Source organism: Flavobacterium lacustre, assembly GCF_027474525.2.
In the GTDB taxonomy this organism is placed as follows: domain Bacteria; phylum Bacteroidota; class Bacteroidia; order Flavobacteriales; family Flavobacteriaceae; genus Flavobacterium; species Flavobacterium lacustre.
This window is the reverse complement of sequence record NZ_CP114882.2, coordinates 2807549-2833849: the sequence shown is the minus strand read 5'-3', so window position 1 is coordinate 2833849 and position 26301 is coordinate 2807549. Positions and strand designations below refer to the sequence as shown.

Annotated in this window: 24 protein-coding genes and 1 other RNA gene; 22 read left to right on the top strand and 3 right to left on the bottom strand. The window is 29.7% G+C overall.

What is annotated here, in order from left to right; all coding sequences use genetic code 11:
• Positions 1 to 91 precede the first annotated feature (91 nt).
• From O6P34_RS12300 to O6P34_RS12205, 20 genes are all read left to right on the top strand, one after another.
• The gene (locus O6P34_RS12300; RefSeq protein ID WP_269684806.1) at positions 92 to 370 is read left to right on the top strand and encodes a hypothetical protein; all 279 of its coding nucleotides are present in this window, start codon (positions 92 to 94) and stop codon (positions 368 to 370) included.
• Positions 321 to 1355, top strand: coding sequence for a tyrosine-type recombinase/integrase (locus O6P34_RS12295; protein ID WP_269684805.1), 1035 nt, complete (start codon positions 321 to 323; stop codon positions 1353 to 1355). The genes O6P34_RS12300 and O6P34_RS12295 overlap by 50 nt, the downstream gene beginning before the upstream one ends.
• A gap of 57 nt (positions 1356 to 1412) precedes the next feature.
• On the top strand, positions 1413 to 2516 hold the full coding sequence (locus tag O6P34_RS12290) for a hypothetical protein (protein ID WP_269684804.1): 1104 nt from the start codon (positions 1413 to 1415) through the stop codon (positions 2514 to 2516).
• 210 nt (positions 2517 to 2726) lie between these two features.
• Positions 2727 to 3014, top strand: coding sequence for a helix-turn-helix domain-containing protein (locus O6P34_RS12285; protein WP_269684803.1), 288 nt, complete (start codon positions 2727 to 2729; stop codon positions 3012 to 3014).
• A gap of 52 nt (positions 3015 to 3066) precedes the next feature.
• Positions 3067 to 3471, top strand: coding sequence for a SprT family zinc-dependent metalloprotease (locus O6P34_RS12280; protein WP_269684802.1), 405 nt, complete (start codon positions 3067 to 3069; stop codon positions 3469 to 3471).
• 6 nt (positions 3472 to 3477) lie between these two features.
• Positions 3478 to 4134, top strand: coding sequence for a hypothetical protein (locus O6P34_RS12275; protein ID WP_269684801.1), 657 nt, complete (start codon positions 3478 to 3480; stop codon positions 4132 to 4134).
• Entirely contained in the window at positions 4134 to 4895 is a 762-nt protein-coding gene (locus O6P34_RS12270; protein ID WP_269684800.1) for a P-loop NTPase family protein, read from the top strand. Before O6P34_RS12275 ends, O6P34_RS12270 begins: the two co-directional genes overlap by 1 nt.
• A gap of 175 nt (positions 4896 to 5070) precedes the next feature.
• Positions 5071 to 5280, top strand: a complete 210-nt coding sequence (locus tag O6P34_RS12265; RefSeq protein ID WP_269684799.1) for a helix-turn-helix domain-containing protein — start codon at positions 5071 to 5073, stop codon at positions 5278 to 5280.
• A gap of 2 nt (positions 5281 to 5282) precedes the next feature.
• Positions 5283 to 5597, top strand: a complete 315-nt coding sequence (locus O6P34_RS12260; protein ID WP_269684798.1) for a HipA N-terminal domain-containing protein — start codon at positions 5283 to 5285, stop codon at positions 5595 to 5597.
• A complete protein-coding gene (locus O6P34_RS12255; protein ID WP_269684797.1) occupies positions 5590 to 6513 on the top strand; it encodes a HipA domain-containing protein in 924 nt (307 codons plus the stop codon). The genes O6P34_RS12260 and O6P34_RS12255 overlap by 8 nt, the downstream gene beginning before the upstream one ends.
• A gap of 149 nt (positions 6514 to 6662) precedes the next feature.
• On the top strand, positions 6663 to 9404 hold the full coding sequence (locus O6P34_RS12250) for a DNA methyltransferase (RefSeq protein WP_269684796.1): 2742 nt from the start codon (positions 6663 to 6665) through the stop codon (positions 9402 to 9404).
• 3 nt (positions 9405 to 9407) lie between these two features.
• Positions 9408 to 11399 carry a cytidine/deoxycytidylate deaminase family protein gene (locus O6P34_RS12245; RefSeq protein ID WP_269684795.1) on the top strand — a complete coding sequence of 664 codons (1992 nt, stop codon included), beginning with the start codon at positions 9408 to 9410 and terminating at the stop codon, positions 11397 to 11399.
• A 9-nt stretch (positions 11400 to 11408) separates the two neighbouring features.
• Positions 11409 to 12533 (top strand): three-Cys-motif partner protein TcmP, encoded by a 1125-nt coding sequence (locus O6P34_RS12240; protein WP_269684794.1) that lies wholly within the window; start codon positions 11409 to 11411, stop codon positions 12531 to 12533.
• Between the two features lie 5 nt (positions 12534 to 12538).
• The gene (locus O6P34_RS12235) at positions 12539 to 13270 is read left to right on the top strand and encodes a DUF5131 family protein (protein WP_269684793.1); all 732 of its coding nucleotides are present in this window, start codon (positions 12539 to 12541) and stop codon (positions 13268 to 13270) included.
• Positions 13271 to 13378: 108 nt separating this feature from the next.
• Positions 13379 to 15148, top strand: coding sequence for a hypothetical protein (locus tag O6P34_RS12230; protein WP_269684792.1), 1770 nt, complete (start codon positions 13379 to 13381; stop codon positions 15146 to 15148).
• A gap of 241 nt (positions 15149 to 15389) precedes the next feature.
• Positions 15390 to 15575 (top strand): hypothetical protein, encoded by a 186-nt coding sequence (locus tag O6P34_RS12225; protein ID WP_269684791.1) that lies wholly within the window; start codon positions 15390 to 15392, stop codon positions 15573 to 15575.
• 41 nt (positions 15576 to 15616) lie between these two features.
• The gene (locus O6P34_RS12220; protein WP_269684790.1) at positions 15617 to 16651 is read left to right on the top strand and encodes a pentapeptide repeat-containing protein; all 1035 of its coding nucleotides are present in this window, start codon (positions 15617 to 15619) and stop codon (positions 16649 to 16651) included.
• Positions 16648 to 17277 carry a nucleotidyltransferase domain-containing protein gene (locus O6P34_RS12215; protein WP_269684789.1) on the top strand — a complete coding sequence of 210 codons (630 nt, stop codon included), beginning with the start codon at positions 16648 to 16650 and terminating at the stop codon, positions 17275 to 17277. The genes O6P34_RS12220 and O6P34_RS12215 overlap by 4 nt, the downstream gene beginning before the upstream one ends.
• Positions 17261 to 17554 carry a hypothetical protein gene (locus O6P34_RS12210; protein WP_269684788.1) on the top strand — a complete coding sequence of 98 codons (294 nt, stop codon included), beginning with the start codon at positions 17261 to 17263 and terminating at the stop codon, positions 17552 to 17554. Before O6P34_RS12215 ends, O6P34_RS12210 begins: the two co-directional genes overlap by 17 nt.
• A 712-nt stretch (positions 17555 to 18266) precedes the next feature.
• A complete protein-coding gene (locus O6P34_RS12205; RefSeq protein ID WP_269684787.1) occupies positions 18267 to 20153 on the top strand; it encodes an SIR2 family NAD-dependent protein deacylase in 1887 nt (628 codons plus the stop codon).
• A gap of 289 nt (positions 20154 to 20442) precedes the next feature.
• Here the strand turns inward: O6P34_RS12205 and ssrA are convergent.
• Positions 20443 to 20839, bottom strand: a transfer-messenger RNA (tmRNA) gene (ssrA, locus tag O6P34_RS12200).
• 117 nt (positions 20840 to 20956) lie between these two features.
• Positions 20957 to 22156 carry a serine hydrolase domain-containing protein gene (locus O6P34_RS12195; RefSeq protein WP_269684786.1) on the bottom strand — a complete coding sequence of 400 codons (1200 nt, stop codon included), beginning with the start codon at positions 22154 to 22156 and terminating at the stop codon, positions 20957 to 20959.
• A 235-nt stretch (positions 22157 to 22391) separates the two neighbouring features.
• Here O6P34_RS12195 and O6P34_RS12190 point away from each other — a divergent pair, with 235 nt between their 5' ends.
• Positions 22392 to 23594: an NAD(P)-dependent oxidoreductase gene (locus O6P34_RS12190; protein ID WP_269684785.1), complete on the top strand. Its 1203-nt coding sequence runs from the start codon at positions 22392 to 22394 to the stop codon at positions 23592 to 23594.
• Positions 23595 to 23780: 186 nt separating this feature from the next.
• Complete coding sequence (locus O6P34_RS12185; RefSeq protein ID WP_269684784.1) at positions 23781 to 24782, top strand: LLM class flavin-dependent oxidoreductase; 1002 nt, start codon at positions 23781 to 23783, stop codon at positions 24780 to 24782.
• 93 nt (positions 24783 to 24875) lie between these two features.
• Here O6P34_RS12185 and fumC read toward each other — a convergent pair whose 3' ends face one another.
• Complete coding sequence (gene fumC, locus O6P34_RS12180) at positions 24876 to 26261, bottom strand: class II fumarate hydratase (protein WP_269684783.1); 1386 nt, start codon at positions 26259 to 26261, stop codon at positions 24876 to 24878.
• Positions 26262 to 26301 lie beyond the last annotated feature (40 nt).

Genomic DNA, 26301 nt, shown 5'->3' with positions numbered 1-26301 from the left:
TAGAGCCTATTTTAATTGAATTTGTTATATTTGTTATTATGCTGTTTTTATAACCTAATACAGCAAAATTGTCAACTAAACTGTCAACTGAATGAAATACACATTTAACTTAAAAGAACCAAAATCCGAAAATGAAACACTGATTTTATTTTCCTGTTTTTTCAAAGAAGAGAACAAAAAATTTGTTTATTCAGCCGGAGAAAAAATAATTCCAAAGAATTGGGATTTTGAAAATAGATTTGTCTACACTAGTGGTAAAAATAAATCAAAATTTTCAGAAAGTATAAAGAAACAGTTAAATCGTTATTCTGATTTATTCCTTGAAACTGAAAGTTTATACAAAAAGAATCAACGAACCATTTACTTCTAAAATTTTAAAAAAAGCATTTGATTTAGAGTTTAAAAAAGTAGCAGCCGGAAAGAACATTTTTTTTGAAGCTTATGATGAATTTATGTCAGAGAAGAAGAAGGGAAAAGAATGGTCGGAAGCTACTATCAAAAGATACGATAATATAAAAAATATTCTTAAAAAATTTGAAATTGCTAAAAAGTATAAATTTACGTTTAGTAATATTAATGATTTTTTTCATAGAGAATTTACCTCTTATTGCATGGACGATTTAAAGCATATCAACAATACTTATTCCAGAAATTTAGGTCTTTTTAAAACATTTATGTTTTGGGCAAGAAAGAAAAATTATACTTATAATGATGCTTTTATAGAATTTAAGAAAGTTGATAGGGTAATAACTAATCAAATTGCATTGACAATCGAAGATTTAAATAAATTGATGCAACACCAATTCGAAAGTAGTAAACTTGAAAGAGTAAGAGATGTTTTTGTATTTGCATGTGTTACAGGAATGAGATTTGGAGAACTTTCTTTAATTACTAAAACTAATGTAACTGACAATTTTATTATTCTTAAAGAAGATAAAGACGAAACTAAAGAGGCTAGAGAAATTCCTTTAACTAGTATTTCAAGATATATTTTGTTAAAATATGATTACAAACTTCCCTTAATTGCAAATCAGAAACAAAATGAATATATAAAAGATGTTTTTCAGGAATTAAAATACAATCATAAGGTCCAGAAAGTGACGACTAAAGGTAAGGAAAACATAAAGGAAGATATGTTTTTTTACGATAGAATAAGTACTCATACTGCTCGTAGAACATTTATCACAATGATGAAAAGGCAAGGTAAAAGTGATAAGTTGATAGCATCTATTACCGGACACAATGATATGAAAACACTTAATCAGTATTATCAAATTAGCGAACCTGAAAAGAAAGAAGCAATGGATGAAGTTTTTAATATTGAAATTCCATTGAAGAAAATTTCCGGGAATTAATTAATAATTAAAAAAGATTATTTAAATTTCAAACAGAACAATTTAATTTAATCTTAAATGATGGATAGAGATAGTATCGCTAAAAAGCTTGGAGTTGAAAGATTAGAAGACTATATAATTAATGAATTTTTAATTGGGAAGAGTGAAGGCGATGTATTAGTAGAAGCGATTTTTAAGGAGTCTAAAATGGATTTAGATGAGATTAAATCAGATGAAATTAAAATTGTTCATATTTTATCGGAGTTTATCAAAATAAAAAATGAAATCAGTGTTTCTACAAGTAATTATTTCTCTTATATAATTCAAGAAGCCAAGGATTACGCTTCAAATATGTCTCTTGACGCTGTAAATGAAAAAGATGAATTAAATAATCTCGCAAAATATATTTTAGATATTTATGATTTCAAAAAAACTAAAAATTTTATTGTTGAGGGTCACCTATTGAACATTAGGGAGAATAGTAGAAAGTATCATTTGATATTAAATTATATTTCAAAGTCAAAAATATATTTCGATTTTTTAAATGAAAAGTGTAAAATAGATCGATACACTTGGGATTGGCTAAATTTTGAAAAGGGATTAACAAGATTACTAGGAAACCATGCACTAGAAAAGATTTCTTTAGAATCAAATTATAAATTACAAAATGAAAATTTAAAGATTCTTAAAAAAAGTGAAATTGAAGATCTAAAAAGTGAAATTGGTCAATTAAATAAAGAAATTGAGATGAGAACCAATTTTCATAATAAATATTATTATGACACCCAAGTAATGATAAGTGACACTTATATAGGAGATAATCTTCCATTTCTTTTTAATCTATATAATTTTCTTAAAATGAATAACCTATTTTCTTATGGTTGGTCATATTTCTATTCCTGCATGATTATTGGAAATAACGAAATGATCCCGCTAAAATCATCAAAAAAACAAAATTTTATTGGCAGGATATTTTTTCATTTTAAGGATTATCTGATTTTGCATTATAAGGATGAATCCTTTAAATTTTTACAGTCAAAGTTTTTAATTAATGAATCTCCAATAACGGAAAATTTTAGAACTAATCACATGAAAACTAAATTTGATTTTAATGATGAGCCGGAGTTAGTTATAATTGATGAATTTTTTGCTAAACAAAAGAAAATATACATTAAAATGTAAATTCAGATAAAGTCTAAATAGTTTTTTAATAGATTTTTATATAATTATTTTTTTTAAAATGCTGATAGTCAATTATTTTATTTTTTTTTAGTTGTAATATAAAATAGATTTTTGATATATTAAATAGTTTCTTCTGCTTGTAGTTTTACAATATTATAAACAAGCAAATTCACCCTCATACATTAAGGAAGTTTGCATAATTAAATTATTATGAAACTAGTAATCACTACACCAGAAACCTTGGAAGAAATAATTAAATCTTCCTTAGACACAGCTATTCAGGAATTTTATTTAAAGAAAGAATCTGCAAAAGAAAGAAAAAAACACTACACAATTAAGGAAACTTCCGCCGAGTTAAAAGTTAGTACCCTAACCGTTAGAAATTATATTGAAAAAGGATATTTGAAAGCTTTTAAAATTGGTAATAGAATTTTAATTACCAATGAAAGTTTAGAAAAAGCTTTAAATGAGGTAAAATCATTACAGTACAGGCGATAAACTCAGCATTAAAGTTGATTTAACCGTAAAACTAACGTAAAAATTACGCATCATGGATAAATATTCATACACATGCCATAATTGTGGTAAAGACTATATTCCTAAAAGAAGAGTAGTACAAAAGTATTGCAGTAATAGTTGTAGGACTAGAGCTTTTATGCTGAAAAATATTAAAACTGGATTAAGTGTGCCGGATATAAAAAGCAAAGAGCCAACGAAAATTGAAACAATGAGTTTGGCAGGGGTAGGAAATACTGTAGCTGGAGTAGCAGTTGTAAAATTAGCTGAAAGTTTATTTACTCCTGAAGCTAATAAACCTGCTACTAAAAGTGATATTAAGAATTTAGAAGCTAAAATTATTAAAAGGTATTATCCAGTTAAAAATATGCCTTTAAATGTTAATGGATTGAAACCATATTTCGATGTGAATTCAAGTACAGTAGTTTATTTTAAATAAGTAATCATGGAAAATCTTATAACAAATAATGGATTTGTAAAATTATTTAGATCAATATTGGATTGGGAATGGTATGATCATCCCGATGTTTTTCGAATTTATATTCATTTACTCATAAAAGCCAATTATGCACCTGCAAAATGGCGAGGAATAGAGATCTTTGAAGGAGAACATATCACTTCAATTAGTAAGTTGAGTAAAGAATTATTGATGACAGAATTCAAAGTTCGTGAATCATTATTGAAATTGAAAAACACTTCCTACATAGAAGTTACTTCCACGAACAAATTTACTAGGTTGAAGCTGTTAAAATCAGCAGTTTACAATAATAGTTCAGACTTAAACCACAAACAAATTCCATATCTAACCACAAACAAATCACAATCCAACCTAGAACAAACCACAACAAATAAGAAGAATAAAGAAAAAAAAGAAATTGAAGAAAGAAAAGAATTTTTTAAAAATGAAATTTTAAAATTTTCAAATGCATTTTCTAAAGTTCATATAAATAAATTTTATGATTATTGGAGTACTGAAAATAGGCAAACCGGGCTGCTGAAATTTGAGGAAGAAAAAAATTGGAATTTAGAGTTCAAACTCAAGAGTTGGGTTCTGTTTCCCAAGTTTACAGAGAAACTTCCTTTAAGTAAAAATAGACCATAATGGATCATCGTAATATTTATTCTGTTTCTGATTATATCATAAAATTCAAGGATGTTCAATATAAAGAATTAAATGCCGGTGTAACGGTTAATGGGCGTTTTCCTAAATTTCTGCCGTCATTGACTCCACTTGTTCTTTGGAATTTTTTTATAATTGAATATGAAATAGTAAATAAAAGGAAATTTATAATTTCTTATGAATCAAAAGCGTTTGTTTATACAGTCATGTATTATTTTTTACAATCTTCCAAATTTTACAATTCACCTTTATTTTATCCTGTTCCCAATTGTGAAATTTCATTGAAAAAAGGATTACTAATTGTAGGTGGTGTCGGTGTTGGGAAAACTTCGATAATGAAAACGATAGTTTCTTTAATTTGTAAGTGTAGCTTAAATTTTGATCAACAACCTGTAAGAATGCATAATACCTTGGATATTGTAGAAGAATTTGAAAGTTGTAATAACATGTCTAGGAATGATGTAATTATTAAATATAGCAAAAGTTTCAGAGTTTTTGATGATGTTAAAAATGAAAGAGAGGCTTCCAATTATGGGAAAGTCGATTTGTTCAAAGATATTTTATATAAAAGAAGTGAATGCAAAAACTTTAGGACTGTTATTTTATGCAATTATGAATCTGAATTTAATGGAGATATGTATCAAGCTATAGAAGGTTTTGGGCGATATGGAGACAGAAATTATGATAGATTATTCGAAGCATTTAATTTTATAGAATTCAAAGGAACAAGTAATAGAAAATAGATTTCTTAAAATTACCGCCATAGCAGTAAAATTGCTTTTTATGTTTCTTGTTTAGGTCTATTTACTGTTATTTGTATTAAAATTACCGTCATAACAGTAAAAAAATGCAGTTTTATTTAAATTAGTTCATATTGTACGGTATATTTGTTTACTTTTACTGCTAAAACGGTAAAAAATGAATGATTTTGATTTAGGTCTCTTCATAAAAGAGCATCGCAAGCAAGCAGGATTAACACAATTACAGTTGGCTAATCTTGCAGGAGTAGGGAAAACTACCCTTTTTAATATTGAAAAAAATAAAGAAGCGGTTAGTTGGAATAATCTTTTAGCTGTTTTAAAAGTATTAAACATTGAAATCCAGTTTAAAAGTCCAATCAATAAATAATTATGAAAAAAGCAATCATATTTGTTCATAATAAACGAGCAGGAATATTGAGTGAGAATACTATTGGAGGCTATGAATTTGCCTATGATGACAATTATGCGGGAGAACCGGTATCATTGACAATGCCATTGAGCACTAAAATATATTCATTTGCCAAATTCCCTTCTTTTTTTGAAGGATTATTGCCAGAAGGGATTATGCTGGAAGGGCTTTTAAAAATCGGTAAAATTGATAAAAATGATTATTTCGCACAACTAATTGCAACTGGAAATGATTTAGTAGGGGCAGTAACGGTAAAAGAATGGAAAGATGAATAGATGTCCAATAACTTACGAATTATGTGGAACTGAAAAATACAGTGAAAAAGGACTTCGGATGATTGCTCCTAAACTTACTACATTACATGATTTACCATTTACCGCAGCCGAACAAAGACAAGAGGCTGCAAATCGTGCCAAGAAATTATCTATTCAAGGTGTACAACCTAAGTTAAGTGCAGTTATTTCAGTGGCAAATCAACAATTTGAAATTGTAGATCAGTTTGGCAACTATATTATAAAACCTCAAAGTGATATTTTTCCTGAACTACCAGAAAATGAAGATGTAACCATGAAAATGGCAAAAGTGTACGGGCTTGATGTACCTCTTCATGGATTGGTTTATTCAAAAGATGGCAGCCTTTCTTATTTTATAAAACGATTTGACAGATACAGTAAAGGAAAAAAATACGCTACTGAGGATTTTGCACAACTAACAGAAAGTTCAAGAGATACCAAGTATGATTATACTATGGAAAAGTTAGTCAAAGTAATTGACGAATACTGCACCTTTCCTGCTATTGAGAAAGCAGATTTTTTTAAAAGAATTTTATTCTGTTTTATAACAGGTAATGAGGATATGCATTTAAAGAACTTTTCGGTAATTACAAAAGCTGGAAAAACAACTTTGACCCCAGTTTATGACTTTTTAAATTCCTCTATTTCCATTAAAAATCCGCAGGAAGAATTAGCACTATCACTCAAAGGTAAAAAGAGCAATTTCAAATCAACGGAACTGATAGATTATTATGCAAAAGACCGCTTAGGGCTTAATGATAAAACGGTTACTACCATTTTATATGATATGAATAAAAGTCTGTCTAAATGGACCGAACTTGTAGAAGTGTCTTTTTTGTCTGATAGTATGAAAGAGAAGTATCTCAAGGTATTGGATAATAGGATGAAGAGATTTTAAATAATTTTTTGTTTTTACGGTTTTCCGTAAAGTTATAAATGATTAAGTATCTAAATTTGTTAATAATCAGGTATATCTATGTATAAATAATCTTGTTAAAATCATTTATATTTGGTAGGTTTGGTAAATAACAAATTGCAATACTTTCTATGGCTTTAAGTTGGAACGAAATAAAAGACCGAGCACTACGATTTTCTAAAGAATGGGAAAATACTACCAATGAAGAAGCAGATGCCAAACCCTTCTTAGATGCCTTTTTTGATGTCTTCGGTATTAGCCGAAAAAAAATTGGAACCTTTGAACATAGAGTAAAAAAACTTTCTGATGCGGATGGTTACATTGACTTACTCTGGAAAGGAACGATACTTGTAGAAATGAAAAGCCGGGGCAAAAACCTGAATAAAGCTTTTCAGCAAGCCATTGATTATACTCATGGATTAAAACAAAACGAATTACCAAAATACGTTTTAGTATGTGACTTCTATTATTTTAGATTGTATGATACAGAAGAACAAACGACATTAGAATTTACGCTAAATAACTTAGTCCAAAACATCCAAAGTTTTGGCTATTTATTGGGTTATCAAAAGAAAACGTATAAAGAACAAGACCCTGCCAATATTAAAGCGGCAGAATTGATGGGGAAACTGCATGACCGATTAGAAGAAATTGGTTATGAAGGACATCCGCTTGAGGTTTATTTGGTTCGAATATTATTCTGCTTGTTTGCAGAGGATACTACCATTTTTGAAAAACAACAGCTTCAAGATTTCATTGAAAATAGGACTGCTGAGGATGGAAGCGATTTAGCCGGAAAACTTCAAGAACTGTTTCAAGTCTTGAATACACCCAAAGAAAAACGCTTTAAAAATTTGGATGAACAATTAAATGACTTTCCGTATGTGAATGGGAAGTTGTTTGAAGAAGTATTGCCTTCTGCAAGTTTTGACACCAAAATGCGATTGGCATTATTGGATTGCTGTTATATCGATTGGAGTAAAATTTCGCCCGCTATTTTTGGTTCGATGTTTCAAAGTGTAATGAATCCTAAAGAACGCAGAAACTTAGGAGCGCATTACACTAGTGAAAGCAACATCTTGAAACTAATAAAGCCCTTGTTTTTAGATGAACTTTGGACAGAATTTGAAAGTATCAAAGGAAATAAAAATAAATTACCGGAATTTCATAAAAAAATCAGCCAATTAAAGTTTTTAGATCCCGCTTGTGGTTGTGGTAACTTCCTTGTTATTACTTACCGTGAATTGCGTTTATTGGAACTGGAAGTATTACGGGCGACTTACAAATCTGGACAAGGAGTTTTAGATATTAGGGAGATTATGTGGCTTGATGTAGATATGATGTGCGGAATTGAATACGAAGAATTTCCTGCTCGTATTGCCGAAGTGGCCATGTGGTTGATGGATCACCAAATGAACATGATGATTAGCAATGAGTTTGGACAATATTTTGCCCGCTTGCCGTTGAAAAAATCAGCCAAAATTGTGCATGGCGATGCTTTGGAAACGGATTGGGAAGAAGTTGTTTCAAAAGACAAACTATCTTTTATTATTGGAAATCCTCCTTTTATTGGATCAAAAATAATGAGCCAATTCCAAAGGAATCAAATTGTAAAAGAATTTAATAATATTCCCGGATGTGGTGTTTTGGACTATGTGACAGGTTGGTATTTAAAAGCCGCCAAATACATTCAGGATACTAAAATAAAAGTGGCTTTCGTTTCTACTAATTCGATTGTTCAAGGAGAACAAACCAGCATACTTTGGGGTCAAATGCTGAATAAATATGGCATAAAAATTCATTTTGCTCACCGTACTTTTAGATGGAGTAATGAAGCTAAAGGCAATGCGGCTGTCTATTGCGTGATTATTGGTTTTGCCAACCTTGATTCTAATAATAAACGAATTTTTGAATATGAGGATATCAAAGGAATAGCTCACGAAATAAAAGCCAAAAACATTAATCCGTATTTGATTGATGCAAAAGATACTTTTATTGAAAAAAGAAGAACTACAATATGCAATATTCCACAAATTACATTTGGTAATATGCCAAATGATGGGGGTAATTTTTTTATTAACGAAGACGAATATGAAAATTTAAAGACTTTGGAACCAAAGTCTCTTGAATACATAAAACCATTTTTGGGAGCTCAAGAATTTTTAAATGGTCAGAACAAATTTTGTTATTGGTTTGTAGATGTTAATCCAAGTGATTGGAAATTAATGCCAATTGCTTACGCTAAAGTAAAAGAAGTAGAAAAATTAAGAAAAAATAGTAGCAGAGAAGCAACTCGAAAACTTGCAAATTTTCCTTTTCTATTTGCAGAAATTAGACAACCAAAAGATAATTTTATTCTAATACCAAGACACTCGTCAGAGAATCGAAGATACATTCCTCTTGGTTATTTTGACAGCAATAATATTGCTGGAGATACTTGTGCAACCATTCCAAATGCAACACTTTATCATTTTGGAATTTTGCATTCGATAATGCATTTGTCTTGGATTAAAACAACTTGTGGTAGAATAAAAAGTGATTTTAGATATTCAAATGAAATAGTTTACAACAACTATCCTTGGCCAGAAAATCCATCTGAAAAGCAGATAAAAAACATCGAAGAAAAAGCCCAAAACGTTTTGGATGTTCGAGCATCATTTCCTGCAAGTTCCTTGGCAGATTTGTACAGTCCGTTGACAATGCCTCCTGCTTTGGTAAAATCGCATAATGAATTGGATAAAGCCGTTGATGCAGCTTATAGTAAACAAACCTTTACCAGTGAAGCCAAACGGATGGAGTTTTTGTTTGAGTTGTACGAGAAATATACAGCAGGGTTGTTTGTGAAGGAGAAAGTAAATAAGAAAATAAAATAATTTATGAACACAAAATTAGACCAACTATATTCTTTAAGAAAAAATTTTACAATTATCGGATTAACGGGAAGAACAGGTAGTGGTTGCTCCGACTTAGCTGAAATTTTATCAAATGATTTTGATAAAATTAAAAGTATTCGCAAACCAGAAAATATTGAACAATCTGTTTTTCAAAAAAAATATGAAATAGTTTACAATTATACTAAACAGAATTGGAAAGAATATAAAATAATAGAATATAAAAAAGTAATTTTTTTATTGTTACTACCACTATTATACAAAAACTCTAAAAATAAACATTTGTTTGACTATTATAGATATTTTCTTGCTGATGAATCGCCAGAGGAACGTATAATGAAGGTTAAAGATGAAATAAAAAAATTAATATTAAGTAATGTAGAATTAATTAATCAAATTAATGAAATTGGTGACTTAACTAAAGTAAGGATTAAAAAGAAATTAGAATTATTAAATTCTCTATTTTGGAGTGATGATTTTAATAAATTAGCTGATGAAGTTAACGAAATTCTAAAAAAAGAAGGGTTTATAGAGCGGATAATGTTATTGCATCATACTGCTAATAATTTAAGAAAATCAGGAAACCCTTTTCAGACATATAAGTCTGACCCTAAAAACATTTATACTATTGCAAAAGTAATAAATAGGATAATTAAGGCAACAAAACAACAATCTAAAAATGAAAAATGTCATATAGTAATTGATTCATTAAGAAATTCACTTGAAATAAATTTCTTTAAAGAACGATTTTCAGCATTTTACTTGGTTGCAGTTAAAAATGACACTAGAAAGTCGAAATTAATAGATTTACATGGCAAAGCAAAATCCAAAATAATTGACAGGTTATTAGAAATTGATGAAGATGAATATAAATGTACAGATTATCAAAAAGGTATTTTTTACACTCCGGATTTACAAAACTGCATCCAAATAGCAGATTTTCATATAAATAACAATATTCTAAAATCTGAAATTGATTCTAAAATAGATTCTTCAATAAAACTATTTAGTTTTTTCACAATTGAGGAGCAATTGATGAAGCTACAAGCATTAATACAACAACCCGGAATTATAACTCCTGATGCAACCGAGCGTGTAATGCAAATTGCTTATACAGCTAAATTAAATTCGGGTTGTATTTCACGACAAGTTGGTGCAGTTGTAACGGATAATGAATTTTCAACTAAAGCAATAGGATGGAATGATGTACCAAAAGGAGCCATTCCTTGCTCTTTGAGAAATATAAAAGACATTTCTTCAAATTCTTTTGGATTTACAAAGTTTGAACTCGGTGAAGGATTAAAAGAAACAGAACAAATTAATGACGATCAGGCTGACAATCTTTTAGATAATGAATCAAAAAAGTTTAATGAATATATAAAAGCAAATTATAACGAGGTAAATCTACCTGATGAAAAATTAGGTGGAAAAAATTGCCCCTACTGTTTCAAACAAGCTTATAATAGTTTTTCCGGAGAAAAGAATCAAGTACACACGAGGTCATTGCATGCAGAAGAAAATGCTATGATGCAAATCTCACGTAATGGTGGTCAAGGTTTAAAAGGCGGATTCCTATTTACAACTGCAAGTCCATGTGAATTATGTGCTAAGAAAGCTTATCAATTAGGTATAGAAATTATATATTATATTGACCCATATCCTGGGATATCAAGAAATCATATTTTAAAAAGTAATGAGTCAAAAGACCCTAAAATGATATTGTTTTCAGGAGCAGTTGGTCGTGCTTATCATAAATTGTATGAGCCTTTTTTATCACAGAAAGATGAAATTGCTTTGTTAACAAATTTTAAATTAGAAACACCTCAAAATATAAAAGTCAAATCTTTAAAGTCAATTATAAAAAATGAATTTAATGATAGAAAAGATTTAATTAAAAAGCTTGATGATATATTAGGTAACGATAATAAAGCTTTTGATAATTTTATAAAAATTATTGAAAACGGGTTAAAAAAATAAAAAATAAATATGGACAAAAAACTATTTTTTGAAGAACAAAAAGAGCAATCTTTAGTTAAATCAACTATTGTATCTAAATATTTTGATGTGTGGTCAAAAGTTATAATAAGTACTCAAAAAAGATACCCAAATAATTCGCAAAAAATTGCATATATAGATTTATTTGCAGGTCCTGGAAGATATAAAGATGGAACAGTTTCTACTCCACATATGATTTTATCAAATGCTGTTGAAAATGAAGATTTAAAAAATCGTCTAGTGACAATTTTTAATGATAAAGATGAATCTAATACTAAAGAACTTGAAAAAACAATTTCTGAAATACCAAACATTAATAATTTGGCTTTCAAACCAGACATATGGAATCAAGAAGTTGGTGAAAACATCGTTTTAAAATTTGAAAAAATTAGTTTAATTCCAACACTATTTTTTGTTGATCCATGGGGATATAAAGGTTTATCATTAAGATTAGTAAATTCTGTTTTAAAAGATTGGGGTTGTGATGCAATTTTCTTTTTTAATTATAATAGAATTAATATGGGGTTAAATAATGATAAAGTATTATCACATATGAATGCTTTGTTTGGTGAAAATCAATGTGAAGTATTAAGAGAAAAAATTAACAAAAAAGGAAAGAATGAAAGAGAATTAATTATAATCGAAGAACTTTGTCAATCATTAAAAAAATATGGTTCTAGATATGTTTTACCTTTTAGATTTAAAGATAGCAAAGGTAATAAAACAAGTCATCATTTAATTTTTGTAAGTAAAAATTCAAAAGGCTATGAAATAATGAAAGATATAATGGCTCGGGAAAGTACTGCAAATAATCAAGGGGTACCTTCATTTGCTTATGATCCTGCAAACTTTTTACCCGAGCAAACTTTATTATTTCAACTTTCAAGGCCTTTAGATGAATTAAAAGATAAACTTCTTAATAAATTTAAAAAAAGAAAAATAACAATGCTACAAATTTATGAAGAAGATAATGTAGATACTCCTTATATCAAAAAAAATTATAAGGATGCATTATCATACCTTTATAAAAATGATCTTATATATGCAATCTCAAACTCAGGTAAACCTCCAAGGCATGGCACATTTGGTGATGATATAATTGTAACTTTTAATTAATAATAATGGCACAATCAAGTATAGAATGGACAGAGATGACATGGAATCCTACAACTGGATGTACAAAAATATCAGCAGGCTGTAAATTTTGTTATGCAGAGGTTATGTCTAAAAGATTGAAAGCTATGGGTGTTGACAAATACAAAGACAACTTCGATGTCAAGATTCATAAACCGTCCCTTAATACACCTTACACTTGGAAATCACCAAAAATTGTTTTTGTAAACTCAATGAGTGATTTATTTCATGAAGAAATTCCATTGGACTATATTAAAAAAGTTTTTAAAGTTATGAATGATAACCCTCAACATGTCTTTCAAGTATTGACTAAAAGAGCTGTAAGACTATTTGAAGTGCATAATAAACTTAATTGGACTCATAATATCTGGATGGGAGTATCTGTTGAAGATGATAAAGTTGTTGGTAGAATTGATTTTTTGAGAAAAACAAAAGCTAAAATAAAATTTTTATCACTTGAACCATTAATTGGTCCTCTCAATAATTTAAATCTTAAAAAAATTGATTGGGTTATTGTTGGAGGTGAAAGTGGATATAAAGCAAGACCCATGGATGAAGAATGGGTTTTGGATATTTATGAACAATGTAAAAAAGCAAAAGTTTCCTTTTTCTTTAAACAATGGGGTGGTAAAAACAAAAAAGCAGCAGGTAGATTGTTAAATGGTAAAACTTATGATGAAATGCCAAATAGAATAATTGAAATCGAAAGAAATTCGTAAATGAAGTTTTAATCATCCAAAAATGGAGGTAAAAAAATATGTGTTTTATTTTTGATTTGGATTATTGTATTAAAGAACTCGATTTGATAAAAATTCAAACAAAAAAATATGATTAAAATAATTTCTACTATAGAACAAAACGAACATGCTAAAGATAACTATGGTAATCACGTTTACATTCTTGATGTTGAAAGTGGTCAAAAAGGGTACTGGTGCATTGGCTGTGGTTTTGAAATGATTGCTGTACATGGTACAATAGAAAACCGTAAAAAATTTTTTAGACACGTTGCAGAAGGCGTTGAAACAAAAAGAAATTGCACTTTTAGCAATGAAGAGTTTAGGCATAAACTGGCCATTGAAATTCTTCAATTCACCAAACGCATAAAAGTTCCCAACCTCTATAGCTATTCGCATGATGGTAAGAAAAAAATATTGCTAGAAGAATCCAAATTCATAGAAGCGGATCACGTAAGAGCAGAGCTTACTTTTTATGAGGACGATGATGGTAATGTAAATTGGGGCAAAAATCCTGATTTAACTACTAAGAATTTATTAATAAGGCCTGATTTAACTTTCTTTAATGCTAAAGGCGAACCTCTTCTATTATTAGAAATCGTTGTCTCCCACAAAATAGATGATGAAAAGAAGGTAAAATTAAAACGCCTTGGAATTGATACTATTCAAATAAAGATTCCTAAAGATTCAGAAGAGAATATTAAAAAAGGTTTAGAAACATCTGTCAACACCCAATGGGTTTATAATAATGAGCAAGAACGCACTAACTTCATTCAAATTTCCAAACGAGATAGAACGCTGGTATTACCAGTTGATGAACTCGAAAAAAGACTTTTTAGAGAATCTTTCGAATGCAGAAAGAATCAACTTGGAAACCTTATACGTTCGATTGAAAAATGTATGGGAAGCCAACGATACAGAGATATTGCTAGCGAACTTGAACAAGAATTATCAAGAGTTAAGACAAATACAGAATCAAATAGAATCCGACTCGAAGAATTACGAAAAGGAATACGAGAAAGAGTTAAAACAAGATACAAAAATACGCTCGAATCGCTTGAAAGAGAAGAAAGTGAATGTGCAGAACTTTACAGACGAACAGACGGAGAATTACAAGGAAGTTTTGATGATGCTAAAAGAAAGCAAGATGAAAACTTTGAAAAATTGGAAGAACGATATCAATCAAAGAAAAGAGAACTTGAAGGTTCAAGAATCATATATTTCAGAGAAGAACGAAAAATTGACGAGTTTATCGAATCTTTCGACGGAATCGGAAGTAGAAAAGAAACAATTCGAGAAGCTTCAGGAAGATTACAAATCGAAATTGAAGGCATTTCAGGAAATGAAAACGATTTTAGAACAGGAATTACTAAACGAAGAGGAGACGAACAATCAAGATATTCAGAATCTTACCGAGCAATTAGAGCAAGAATTGATACCTTATCAGACGAGTTTAGACAAAAAGAATTTGAAATTGATGAATTCGAAAAATCAGAACAATCAAGTTTTGCAGAGTCTTACCGATCAATTAAAACAGAAATCGATTCCCTTACAACTGAATTTGAAAGAAAAGAGTCGGCAATTATCAGATACCTTGGAGAAGAAGAAAGAAAGTTTATTAATGGAATCCGAATTGAGGAAGAATCTATTGACAGAGAAATTAAAAGATTCGGAGAAAGAGTTAATCTCTATATGGAAGAACAAAATACTTTTAGAACTGAAGGATTGCCCATTGGAATTAAAAAATTATCTGAATCAAGAAGAATTCTCAACAATTGGGAAAAAGAACATAGCACTTATGAACGATATAGAGTCGCTCTCGAATTTATTAGAAAAGGAGTTTACAAAACATGGAATAGATGAAAATTGGTTTTGGAATAAGTTTGAAGAGTATAAGTAATTTAATTATATAAAATCAATGAATATTTACATTTAAATTAACCTTGGTTGACTATGTATATAAATTAGGTAAGAGAGCATGAGAGATGTTGCGAAGAATTGATTATGGTTGCTGAGGAGAGAGAAAGTTATAGGAAGTAAAAATTATTTTAAGAAGTATTTACTATTTTGGTTTAGTGAGTATATTAGATAAAAAATTAATATTATGAAAAAAGAACTGACAAGAGAACAAATGATAGCTTTAATTGCTTCAGATTATGGATATGGAAAAGAAACTACTGAAAAACTAAAAACGGAAATATTGAGAGATGTTTATAATTCAAGTCAATCTCATTTGTACTTGAAAAATTTACTTGCTTTTGGAACCTCTGATATTTATTTGGAAGATTAAATTAAAAACGTTTTGACATATTATAATTAAATTCAATTTTTATGGCAGAAAATGACCAAAATAAAAATGGTTCTTCTAACGGACTAAATGAAGAAAAAAGCTATTATGTAGAAAATAGAATTATGTCTTTGAATTTAAAAACCAATGATCCAAAAGATGAAATTGCTATAAAAAAGTTAAGAATCAAAATTGCGGAATCGGAAGAGAATTTAATTTCTTCAGGTAAAATTGAAAAAAAAGATATTAAATTTTTTAGCTCAAATCCTGAGTATATTTCTAAAAAAAGGTATTTTTCTATTGAAAATTTTCAATATATTAATTATTTGTTTACAAGAGCTGTAGCTACAGATTTTATTTTTAGAAATATAGATTTTTCTAAAACTATATTTGACAATTGTTATTTAAGAGATTGTCTTTTTATAAATTGTAAATTTGAAGGAGCAAAGTTTATGAATTGTAATTTACAAGGATCCTACTTTGAGCTATGTAATTTTGATTATGTAACTTTTGAAAAGACATTTGTGGATGATGAAATTTTCGAATGTGCTCCAAAAAAAGATAATTTAAAATATAAATTTGCACGATCTCTCAAGTTGAACTATGCTTCAATAGGAGATTATATAAAAGCATCCAAAGCAGTAACCATAGAACTAGAAGCAACAAAAAGTCACTTAAAAGATAGCTGGCTTTCTGGAGAAGAATGGTATAATTTAAAATATGGAGGAATTAAACGAAGATCCGAGCAATTTTGGAAGTGGTTTAAGGTTAGTGCTTTAGATTTCGTATGGGGAAATGGGGAAAGCTTATGGAGGTTAATAAGATTTAATTTATTGATATTTGCATTATTAACTTTTTATCATATTGTTGAAAAATCTATTAAAAATACTTTTCAAATAATTAATATTTTTATAATTAAAATACCTAGTAATTATTTTGGAATAACAATAATAGACTCAAATAGTAAGGACTATTTTGAATATTATCCAGCTTGGTTAAGCTTGATATTAGTGATTACTAGACTGATATGTTTTGGATTATTAATGTCTATAATTATTAAAAAATATAATAGACGATGAAAAATATTTATATTTTTGGTTCGGAAGTTAGAGGAGAGATTGATCAATATTCTGATGTAGATTTATTGTTAATTAGTGATGAGTCTTTGCAAAATATAGATCCCAATAAATATTCTATTTATAATCCAAAGAGAATAAAAGAATTGTATACAGAAGGAAATCCTTTTGCTTGGCATTTGTTCTATGAATCAAAGTTGGTTTACACTTCAGGGAAAGATTTTTTGCTTAGTTTAGGTAAGCCTTCCGCTTATACAAATTGCAAATCTGATTTGTTGAAATTTAAAAAATTATTTGATGATAGTATTATTTCTATTCGCCAAAATGATTTTTCAATTATTTTTGATCTTGCAATGATATTCTTAGCAATCAGAAATTTCGCTACTTGTTATACATTAGGTTGTTATGAAAAGCCGATATTTAGTAGGCTAACATTTGAAAAATTATATGACTACCCTTTGAAATTAGATGATAAAGTTAAAGATTTATTGATGATGTCAAGAATAAGTTCAACGAGGGGAATAAATTATTCACTAAAGGATAATAATTTATCTTTGTTTGAGTCGGATCTTAATAAGATAGAGAATTGGTTTAATGAAATATTAGTAAATTATGAAAGCAGAATTTAATAGTAGAGTTGATTTACAAAGAGAAGTAATCAAGATTCTTAATAAAAAGGATTTTAAAAACCAATTAAATGGTTTGTCTAAACCTGCAATAGATAGTTGGTTAATTACTAATAATGTTACAAATGATTTACTAAAGAATTGTTTAATTACTATTTCTGAAAAACTTTTTTTTATAGCAAATAAAAGTCAAGATCAAGTAACTGAAGAATATAAAGATTTACAAATTAGTGTGAAGAATAATATTATGGATCTTAAAAAACTTGTTTCAATTGAATAATTTATAGTCTTTATTAGATAAATTTAAACTTTACTATTACATCTAATTTTTTTAATTTATTAATAATAATCCTTATAAATATAAGAATCAAAGTATATGTAATATTCAGAATTTGGATTGTATAAAACTTCTCAAGATTCAATAATAATCCAAACAAATTAATACTTTTTCTGATAATGTTGTAATTTCTTTGTAAAAAATAATAGTGAAATTTTATCAACTATTCATTGGGTTTCATAGATAATTATTCGTTTAGTCCATTTAGGAATAATACGCACAAAGGCAATAAGTTATGGAAAACTTATAATACTTAGAAAGATACTTTTTGGACTGGTAGCATATATTTTAGAATCTAAAACAGCCTATTATCTTATAGTTATTCTAGGTAGGAATTTTATTAATTTAACAGGAAAATCTAAATCTGAAATTCATTAACTAAAAAAAAAATAAAATAAGTTAAATCATTGTTAGAAATAGATTTGAAGGTATTTATTAAATTAATAAGTTTAGGTAAGTGCAAAACGAACTGGCTGATACTTTATATGACTTTTCGATTATATTCAAAAGTTAGCAGACAAAAGTAGACAAGTAATGAATACTTCAAAATATCTAAGTAAAGCTTTTAGTTTATCCGGATTTAATTATTAAGGTTTTAAATGTTGACAAGTAGAACTACAAAGGATATTAACAATATCGATATATAATTTATCATATGGAAAAGGAAAGAATTTATGAGTTAATTCGTAAAGAAGAAATGATATTATTTGCTGGTGCAGGTCTTTCATTATATGCTGGGTATCCATCAGGAAATTCTTTAGCACGAATAATGTACGATAATTTAACTCTTACCCAAAGAAACGCTATTGATTTTACTCCTGATTTGTTAAAATTGTCAGAGGACATATATAATTTAAAAAGTGGAAATAAAAATTACCTAATTGAGATTTTAAAAAGAGAATTTCAAAAAGATCCTATTTCAACAGAAATACATAATATACTTGCTAAAATACCACAAATAAAAACTGTAATTACTACAAATTATGATACCCTTTTTGAAACCACAAACAAAAATTTGGAAGTAATTCGAAGAAGTTCAGATTACTCCATAGCTAATCTGAAAAAACAACAATTATTTAAAATACATGGTGATTTATCGGATACAAAAAATATAATCTTAACAAAGTCCGATTACAATAATTTTTTCATTGAGAACAAAGACGAAACAGTTTTCTGGAATGCTGTCAAAGATAGGTTAGCATCAAATCATATTTTATTCATTGGTTATGCTTTAGAAGATGATAACATAATGTTTATGTTCGAAAGAATATTGAGAGAACTAGGCGAAAATAGAAAAGAGTTGTTTTTTGTAGCTCCATCAATTAGTCAAACTAAAAAGAAATTTTTAGACCGAAAAGGAATTGAATTTATTGAATCTACAGGAGAAGATTTAATAAAGAAAATCTTTGATGACTTGAAATTTAATTACTTGCCTGAACTTAGTAAGGGAAACGGAAATGCAGATACTGCTTTAAATTTTGCAATTTCTAATCAGATTAGTTTACAACTTAGTAAGAATAATGGCAACATTAATGTACAAAATGTTACTTCTTTAAAAGGCTTTGGTAAAACTCAAATAAAATTTAATCTTGAATTGCCTGATGACAAAAGAGAAGGAATATTAGATGCTTTAAACGGCAAAAGTTTTGATGATGTTATATTAGATGCGGAAATCATTAAAGAGTTTAGTCATTATTTCAACGATATTCGGATTTCAAACGGAGACAATATAAAAAAATTCTGGCTAAAAAAAGTTCCTAATATTCATGGTAATTTTGAAATAGTATTCGATGATGGTTTCGAATTGGACAATTACAAAATGGAAGTTTTCATTATTAAACCACACAAAAATCAATATCATATTAAATTAGATGTTGCTGATTTTACTGTTAAAATAGAAATATTATTTAATAGTTTAAGAAATAATACAAAATACAATATTCAAGTATATCCAAACACGCCAATTTTATTAGTAAAATCAGGTTTGAATTTTTATAACATAGTTTCAAGAATAACTAATAATAAAACTTTTAAACTTTTTAAAAATGATGAACTTTTTTATAACTACAGAAATAAAATCCAATTTGAAGGAGATCCTTTTGATGCTAAATTCCTTTTAGATTATTTTCAAAAATTAAAAAAAATTGAACAATACTTTAATGTTAAATTTAATAATATAGATCTTGATCAAATAAATGAAAACATTGTTGAGAAAGTAATGGCGTATATAGAAAAACGATCTCTTAAAGTTAAATTCAATGGATTTACTTTCAAGAATGAAAATAGAGAGGAAATAAATTATTTATTAGAGACATGTAAAGACAAAGGAGTTTTTATGATATCAGAGAATATTAAGTCGATCTATTTTTTACATGGTTTGGATTTTGAAATAGGTTATCTAAGTCAAATTGTTGTAGATGCTATTATAGTTAATAGAGAAGATTTAATAAATAACAATACAAATAAAGTTGAGTTAAAGAGCAAATCTGAATCTATCCAGATTCAATTTAGTAATGAAAAAGATATACTTTTAAATCAATAGTTTAATGATTTATGAATCAAATGAAGAATAATTAAAATATATATTGGTATAATTTTTCTAATTGATGTTCCAATTATTACAATTAAACTTGGGGAAATGTTATCCTAAATTGAACTAAATAAAGCTGGTTTTAAAGTGATTTAATTAAAGAACAAATTAAATTTTTAGAATTGAAATAATTGATTAAAGAAAAAGTTTATTGATTAAATAATTTATCAACATTAATAACATCAACTGAATTGTCAACTAAAAATAAAAAAGCCTGTAAATCAATATATTACAGGTTTTTTTGTGGAGTCGCCGAGAATCGAACTCGGGTCCAAACAAGCAACTAAAAGGCTTTCTACACGTTTATTTTCTGATTGAATTTTCGATTTTGTGTTTGACCAGAAACAGTCGCACAAAACTTATCTTCTTAATTTCGAAATCCACCCGAAGCTCATGGAAATCTAGGTTTATTTTTACGGTTCCCCTATATTGACCGCCACAAACCAAGGCTTTCAAGGAGAATCCAGCTTTCCTATCTGATAGGAACGTGGCTTAATCGTACTATAATTCGGATTATGCAGCTAAAGCGTAGTTATTTTCGCCGTGTAAAAGTGTAAGATCTTATATTTACGAGCAAGGTCTCAATGCTCGACGTGCTTACTTCTCAATTCGACTTGCTGTCAAAACCAGTCGACCCCATTTTATTTTTCAATTATCAAAAACTATTCCAAAATTGAGTTTGCAAATCTAATCCTTTTTAGCAGAATGCCACTATCTAAAACCTGAAATTTACGGGTCAATTGTGGAGGTTTTTGTTATTCATCATCAGTTTCAAAAGGATAATCACCAAATAATTTAGATAATTTTCGAATATTATAGGTTTGTCTGGTGAACTTATTTGATAAAGCAATCATGGTAACCTGCTCTTTTTGTAGTGTCACATACGCTGATGTATTGCCATGCCACCAACCATTATGAAAATAAAAATTCTGTCCGGTTTCCCAATTTATCATTCGAATGCCAAGACCATAATTTTTCTTGCCCTCACGTTCGTTGCTGTAGCCTTTGTAAACCTGGTTTAATAATTTAGGTTCTAAAAAAGTACGGCTATTTCTGGCTCGGTCAAATTTTAATAAATCTCTTGGTGTAGAATAGATGTTTTTATCACCATAAACAGCATCCAAATAGTCTTTTCCTATTTCAACTCGATTCGCTTTATATGAAGGAACAATTTTGTCTTTGTCTTTTTCATAATCAAACACAAATGTGTTTTTCATTCCTAATGGCTTAAATATAATTGTATTCATAGCGTCTTTATACGAGCGCTTTGTGACTTTTTCTATGATTAAAGCCAGCATGGCATAATTAGTATTGCAATAGGCAAATCGGGTGTCGGTTTTTGATTCTAATCCAATGTTTTTTGTCGCCATGATCGTCAAAATATCTTGATTAGTCAATATGTTATGTCGGTCCCAAATGTTTTTATCACGATCTGTAAAATAGGCATAATTACGCATTCCGCTTCTGTGATTCAGCAAGGTTCTGATAGTTACATCCGGAAACGGAAATTCTTTCAAAATTGTATTTACTTTTTGATCTAACTCGATTCTTTTTGCATTTACTAATTTTAAAATAGCAGTTGCGGTAAGCACTTTACTAACGGATGCAATGTGTAGCGGTGTTGAACTTGTAATGGAATCTTTAGTTCTGAAATTGGTATATCCTTCGTATTTTTCATAAATAATTTGGCCGTTTTTAGCCACCAAAAAACCACCGTTTGCACTATTTCCGGGCCAATTTTTTTTATAAAATGAATCAATTGCTTCTTTTGTAGTCTTGATATATTCGGCAGTGAGTTTTGGAGACTCGTTCCTTAACGGCTTCATACTGGGCAAGATGCTTTTTGGAAGTTGTGCATCACTTAGTTCTACCTTTTTTTTCTCTTTTGTACAAGAACTCAAAACCAAGGTAAGGAGTACTATTTGTAGTATATTTGCTTTTTTTAATAAATTCATTTTAGTTTTTCTGGAAAGCAAATATATAGAATCAATCCTTTTTGCGCTGTTATTTTTCTCTAAATTGTTTCCTAATTTTTGCAGGACTTTTTTTTGATTTTTTGATATTCATTTGGTCATCAGGAGCTACTGTTTTTATTCCGCTAAAAAATTATTAAAAATCAAATCAGATTCGTTAAAAATGTTATATTTGTAACAAAATAAGTCAATTTAGTTATATTAAAAATTATAAAAAATGAAATTCGGAATTTTAAAAGAAAGGAAAAATCCACCGGACCGAAGAGTTGTGTTTTCTCCAAATGAATTGGCTCGCTTGAAACAGCTTCATCCTTCTATTACTGTAAAAGTGGAAAGTTCTGATGTTCGAATTTTCACAGATTTACAATACAAAAGTTTAGGTATTGAAGTTACCGATACTGTTTCGGATTGTGATTTTTTATTTGGTGTCAAAGAAGTTCCCATTGAGAATTTGATACCTGAGAAATCGTATTTCTTTTTTTCACATACTATCAAAAAGCAGCCTCATAACAGAAAATTATTGCAGGCCATCCTCGAAAAAAATATTGATTTATACGATCATGAAAACATTGTTGATGCGCACAATCGCCGATTAATTGGTTTTGGAAAATATGCCGGAATTGTAGGGACATATAATGCTATACGGGCATTTGGAATAAAATTCGAATTATTTAAATTGCCAAAAGCAGAAACACTTTCGGGCAAAGAAGCTTTGGTCGCGCATTTGAAACGATTAATTCTTCCTCCGTTGAAGATTGTGGTTACCGGAACCGGAAAAGTAGGGAATGGGGCAAAAGAAATTTTGGATGCCATGAAAATCAAAGAAGTTTCGGTTGAAAATTACTTGACAAAAAACTATACGCAACCAGTTTACACACAGATTGATGTATTAGAATACAACCAAAGAATTGACGGTCAAGTATTAGATTTTAATGATTTTTATAATAATCCACAGGAATATAAATCGAATTTTGAACGGTTTACCAAAGTTTCGGATATTTATATTACGGGGCATTTTCATGCTAATGCAGCACCTGCCATATTGACCCGAGAAATGTTACAGTCTAAAGATTGCAAAATAAAAGTTGTAGCAGATATCTCTTGTGATGTTGACGGACCTATTGCTTGCACCTTGAAATCTTCAACAATTTCAGAGCCTTTGTACGGATATTTGCCCACCGAAAATAAAGAAGTAGATGTTTTTCATCCGGCCGCAATTGTAGTTATGGCAGTTGATAATTTACCTTGTGAATTACCAAAGGATGCCAGCGAAGGTTTTGGTGAGATGTTTATGGAGCATGTGATTCCAGCATTTTTTAATGGTGATAAAGACGGTATTTTACAAAGAGCCAAAATCACCGAAAAAGGAAAATTAACGCCAAGATTTAGTTACTTACAAGATTACGTAGACGGAAAATAAATCTGATATTTTTTATAATTTAAAGGCCTGTAATTCAATATTACAGGTTTTTTTTATGGTAGTAATTGTTTGTTTTAACTTGAGATTTGGCAACCTCATTATTCTAAACATTATAAATCAATTAACACAGAAGAATTTAAGGAGGCTTTGGAAATGATTATTTTTGTTCAAAATTCCAAATTTATAATGACACCAAACATTCCAATTTCTATATTAGAATTAGCAATAATTACCCAAGACAGCGATGCCAGCGGAACATTACAAAAAACAACAGCAATTGCTCAACTTGCTGATTCATTAGGATACAACCGGTTTTGGTTAGCCGAACATCATAATATGCCTCACGTAGCGAGTTCTGCAACGGTTGTTCTCATAGGATATATTGCCAGTAAAACCGAACATATTCGTGTAGGCTCCGGTGGAATAATGTTACCCAATCATGCACCGCTAATTATTGCGGAGCAGTTTGGAACTTTAGAAACATTATATCCCAATCGGATTGATTTAGGTTTAGGAAGGGCTCCGGGAACAGATGGTTTAACAGCACAAGCCATCAGAAAAGATTTTTTTGAGCAATCCCAACGATTTCCACAAAATGTAGCAGCACTTCAGGAATTTTTTTCGGTGGAGAATGCTGGTGCAAAAGTACGGGCTTTTCCTGCAGAGGGGATAAAAGTTCCCATTTGGATTTTAGGCTCCAGTATGGATAGTGCAGCCTTGGCTGCAGCCAAAGGATTGCCGTATGCTTTTGCGGGACATTTTGCACCAAAACAAATGGTACAAGCTTTTGAATTTTATCGAAATAATTTTCAACCGTCCGAATTTTTAGATCAACCTAAAATAATGGCGTGTGTAAATGCAATTGCTGCAGATACTGATGCACAAGCGGAAAGATTATCCACCAGTTTGACACAAATGTTTTTGAATTTAATTCGCAATGACAGAAAACCACTGCAACCGCCTTTAGATTCTTTGGACGGATTGATGAGTGAAGAAGAACATTTTCATGTTAACCAAATGACTTCCTGTTCGTTTGTTGGCAGTAAAAAGAAATTAGAAACGGAGTTGAAACAGTTTATAAAGTATACCCGTATAGATGAGTTGATGATTACGAGTCCTATTTTTGATCATCAGGAAAAATTGAAAAGCATACAATTAATGAAAGAAGTTATTGATGACATGAAATAGGTCAATGATTGTTTTAAAAAAAAACTGCAATATCATATTGCAGTTTTTTTTTTTTTTTTATCTTAAAATGTTTATAATGAGTTTTTTAATTAACTACACCATGTCTTCTGGTTTAACCCAAGAATCAAAATCTTCGGGAGTTACATAGCCTAAACGGATCGCTTCTTCTCTTAATGTTGTTCCGTTTTTATGGGCAGTCTGAGCAATTTCTGCAGATTTGTAATAGCCAATTTTTGTATTCAAAGCAGTTACAAGCATCAGTGAATTGTTAACCAGTTCTTCAATTCGGGTATAGTTTGGCTCAATTCCTTGTACACAATGTTCGTTAAAAGATATACAGGCATCTCCTAATAATTGCGCCGATTGTAGAAAGTTTACCGCCATTAAGGGTTTAAAAACATTCAATTCATAATGTCCTTGCATTCCGCCAACAGCAATTGCCACATCGTTTCCTATTACTTGCGCACAAACCATTGTCAGTGCTTCACATTGTGTAGGATTTACTTTTCCGGGCATAATCGAAGAGCCGGGTTCATTTTCAGGAATCAGGATTTCTCCAATACCGGAACGCGGACCAGAAGCCAGCATCCGAATGTCATTTGCAATTTTATTTAAAGAAACGGCCAATTGTTTTAGCGCACCATGTGTTTCAACAATAGCATCGTGTGCTGCCAATGCTTCAAATTTATTCTCGGCAGTTATAAAAGGATGTCCAGTAAATTCAGCAATATATTGGGCTACTTTAACATCATATCCTTCCGGCGTATTCAATCCTGTGCCTACAGCAGTTCCGCCTAATGCGATTTCGGATAAATGGGCTAAGGTGTTTTTGACGGCTTTTAAGCCAAAAGTTAATTGTGCCGCATAACCTGATATTTCTTGCCCTAATGTAAGGGGAGTAGCATCCATGAGATGTGTGCGACCAATTTTTACCACACTTTTAAACGCGGTTGCTTTTTCTAATAGAGTGTCTCTTAGTTTTTCTACAGCTGGAATAGTGCTTTCTGCAACTATTTTATACCCTGCAATATGCATCGCTGTTGGAAAAGTATCATTTGACGATTGCGATTTATTTACATCATCATTCGCCTTTATAAAAGGCTCGCTTTCGCCAATAGTAAGTCCTTTTAAAACCTGTGCCCGATTGGCAATGACTTCATTGACATTCATATTGCTTTGTGTTCCCGAACCCGTTTGCCAAATCACAAGTGGAAATTGATCGTCTAAAGTCCCTTCGAGTATTTCTTCGCAAACTTGCGCAATAGCATCTCTTTTTTCGATTGATAGAACACCTAAATCACAATTGGCGTAGGCAGCCGCTTTTTTTAAATAAGCAAAACCTCTGATAATTGCCAATGGCATGGAAGCCGTAGGACCAATTTTGAAATTGTTTCTCGAACGTTCTGTTTGTGCGCCCCAATATTTATCTGCAGGAACTAACACTTCACCCATCGTATCTTTTTCGGTTCTGAATTTCATTTTTTGAGTTTTTTACTATGACATTTGTTAAGCGGACTCT

Bases quoted from the DNA above. Each gene is read 5' to 3' on its own strand.
- O6P34_RS12300 (WP_269684806.1), top strand. From the start codon at position 92: ATGAAATACACATTTAACTTAAAAGAACCAAAATCCGAAAATGAAACA.
- O6P34_RS12290 (WP_269684804.1), top strand. From the start codon at position 1,413: ATGATGGATAGAGATAGTATCGCTAAAAAGCTTGGAGTTGAAAGATTA.
- O6P34_RS12285 (WP_269684803.1), top strand. From the start codon at position 2,727: ATGAAACTAGTAATCACTACACCAGAAACCTTGGAAGAAATAATTAAA.
- O6P34_RS12280 (WP_269684802.1), top strand. From the start codon at position 3,067: ATGGATAAATATTCATACACATGCCATAATTGTGGTAAAGACTATATT.
- O6P34_RS12275 (WP_269684801.1), top strand. From the start codon at position 3,478: ATGGAAAATCTTATAACAAATAATGGATTTGTAAAATTATTTAGATCA.
- O6P34_RS12270 (WP_269684800.1), top strand. From the start codon at position 4,134: ATGGATCATCGTAATATTTATTCTGTTTCTGATTATATCATAAAATTC.
- O6P34_RS12265 (WP_269684799.1), top strand. From the start codon at position 5,071: ATGAATGATTTTGATTTAGGTCTCTTCATAAAAGAGCATCGCAAGCAA.
- O6P34_RS12260 (WP_269684798.1), top strand. From the start codon at position 5,283: ATGAAAAAAGCAATCATATTTGTTCATAATAAACGAGCAGGAATATTG.
- O6P34_RS12255 (WP_269684797.1), top strand. From the start codon at position 5,590: ATGAATAGATGTCCAATAACTTACGAATTATGTGGAACTGAAAAATAC.
- O6P34_RS12250 (WP_269684796.1), top strand. From the start codon at position 6,663: ATGGCTTTAAGTTGGAACGAAATAAAAGACCGAGCACTACGATTTTCT.
- O6P34_RS12245 (WP_269684795.1), top strand. From the start codon at position 9,408: ATGAACACAAAATTAGACCAACTATATTCTTTAAGAAAAAATTTTACA.
- O6P34_RS12240 (WP_269684794.1), top strand. From the start codon at position 11,409: ATGGACAAAAAACTATTTTTTGAAGAACAAAAAGAGCAATCTTTAGTT.
- O6P34_RS12235 (WP_269684793.1), top strand. From the start codon at position 12,539: ATGGCACAATCAAGTATAGAATGGACAGAGATGACATGGAATCCTACA.
- O6P34_RS12230 (WP_269684792.1), top strand. From the start codon at position 13,379: ATGATTAAAATAATTTCTACTATAGAACAAAACGAACATGCTAAAGAT.
- O6P34_RS12225 (WP_269684791.1), top strand. From the start codon at position 15,390: ATGAAAAAAGAACTGACAAGAGAACAAATGATAGCTTTAATTGCTTCA.
- O6P34_RS12220 (WP_269684790.1), top strand. From the start codon at position 15,617: ATGGCAGAAAATGACCAAAATAAAAATGGTTCTTCTAACGGACTAAAT.
- O6P34_RS12215 (WP_269684789.1), top strand. From the start codon at position 16,648: ATGAAAAATATTTATATTTTTGGTTCGGAAGTTAGAGGAGAGATTGAT.
- O6P34_RS12210 (WP_269684788.1), top strand. From the start codon at position 17,261: ATGAAAGCAGAATTTAATAGTAGAGTTGATTTACAAAGAGAAGTAATC.
- O6P34_RS12205 (WP_269684787.1), top strand. From the start codon at position 18,267: ATGGAAAAGGAAAGAATTTATGAGTTAATTCGTAAAGAAGAAATGATA.
- O6P34_RS12195 (WP_269684786.1), bottom strand. From the start codon at position 22,156: ATGAATTTATTAAAAAAAGCAAATATACTACAAATAGTACTCCTTACC.
- O6P34_RS12190 (WP_269684785.1), top strand. From the start codon at position 22,392: ATGAAATTCGGAATTTTAAAAGAAAGGAAAAATCCACCGGACCGAAGA.
- O6P34_RS12185 (WP_269684784.1), top strand. From the start codon at position 23,781: ATGACACCAAACATTCCAATTTCTATATTAGAATTAGCAATAATTACC.
- fumC (WP_269684783.1), bottom strand. From the start codon at position 26,261: ATGAAATTCAGAACCGAAAAAGATACGATGGGTGAAGTGTTAGTTCCT.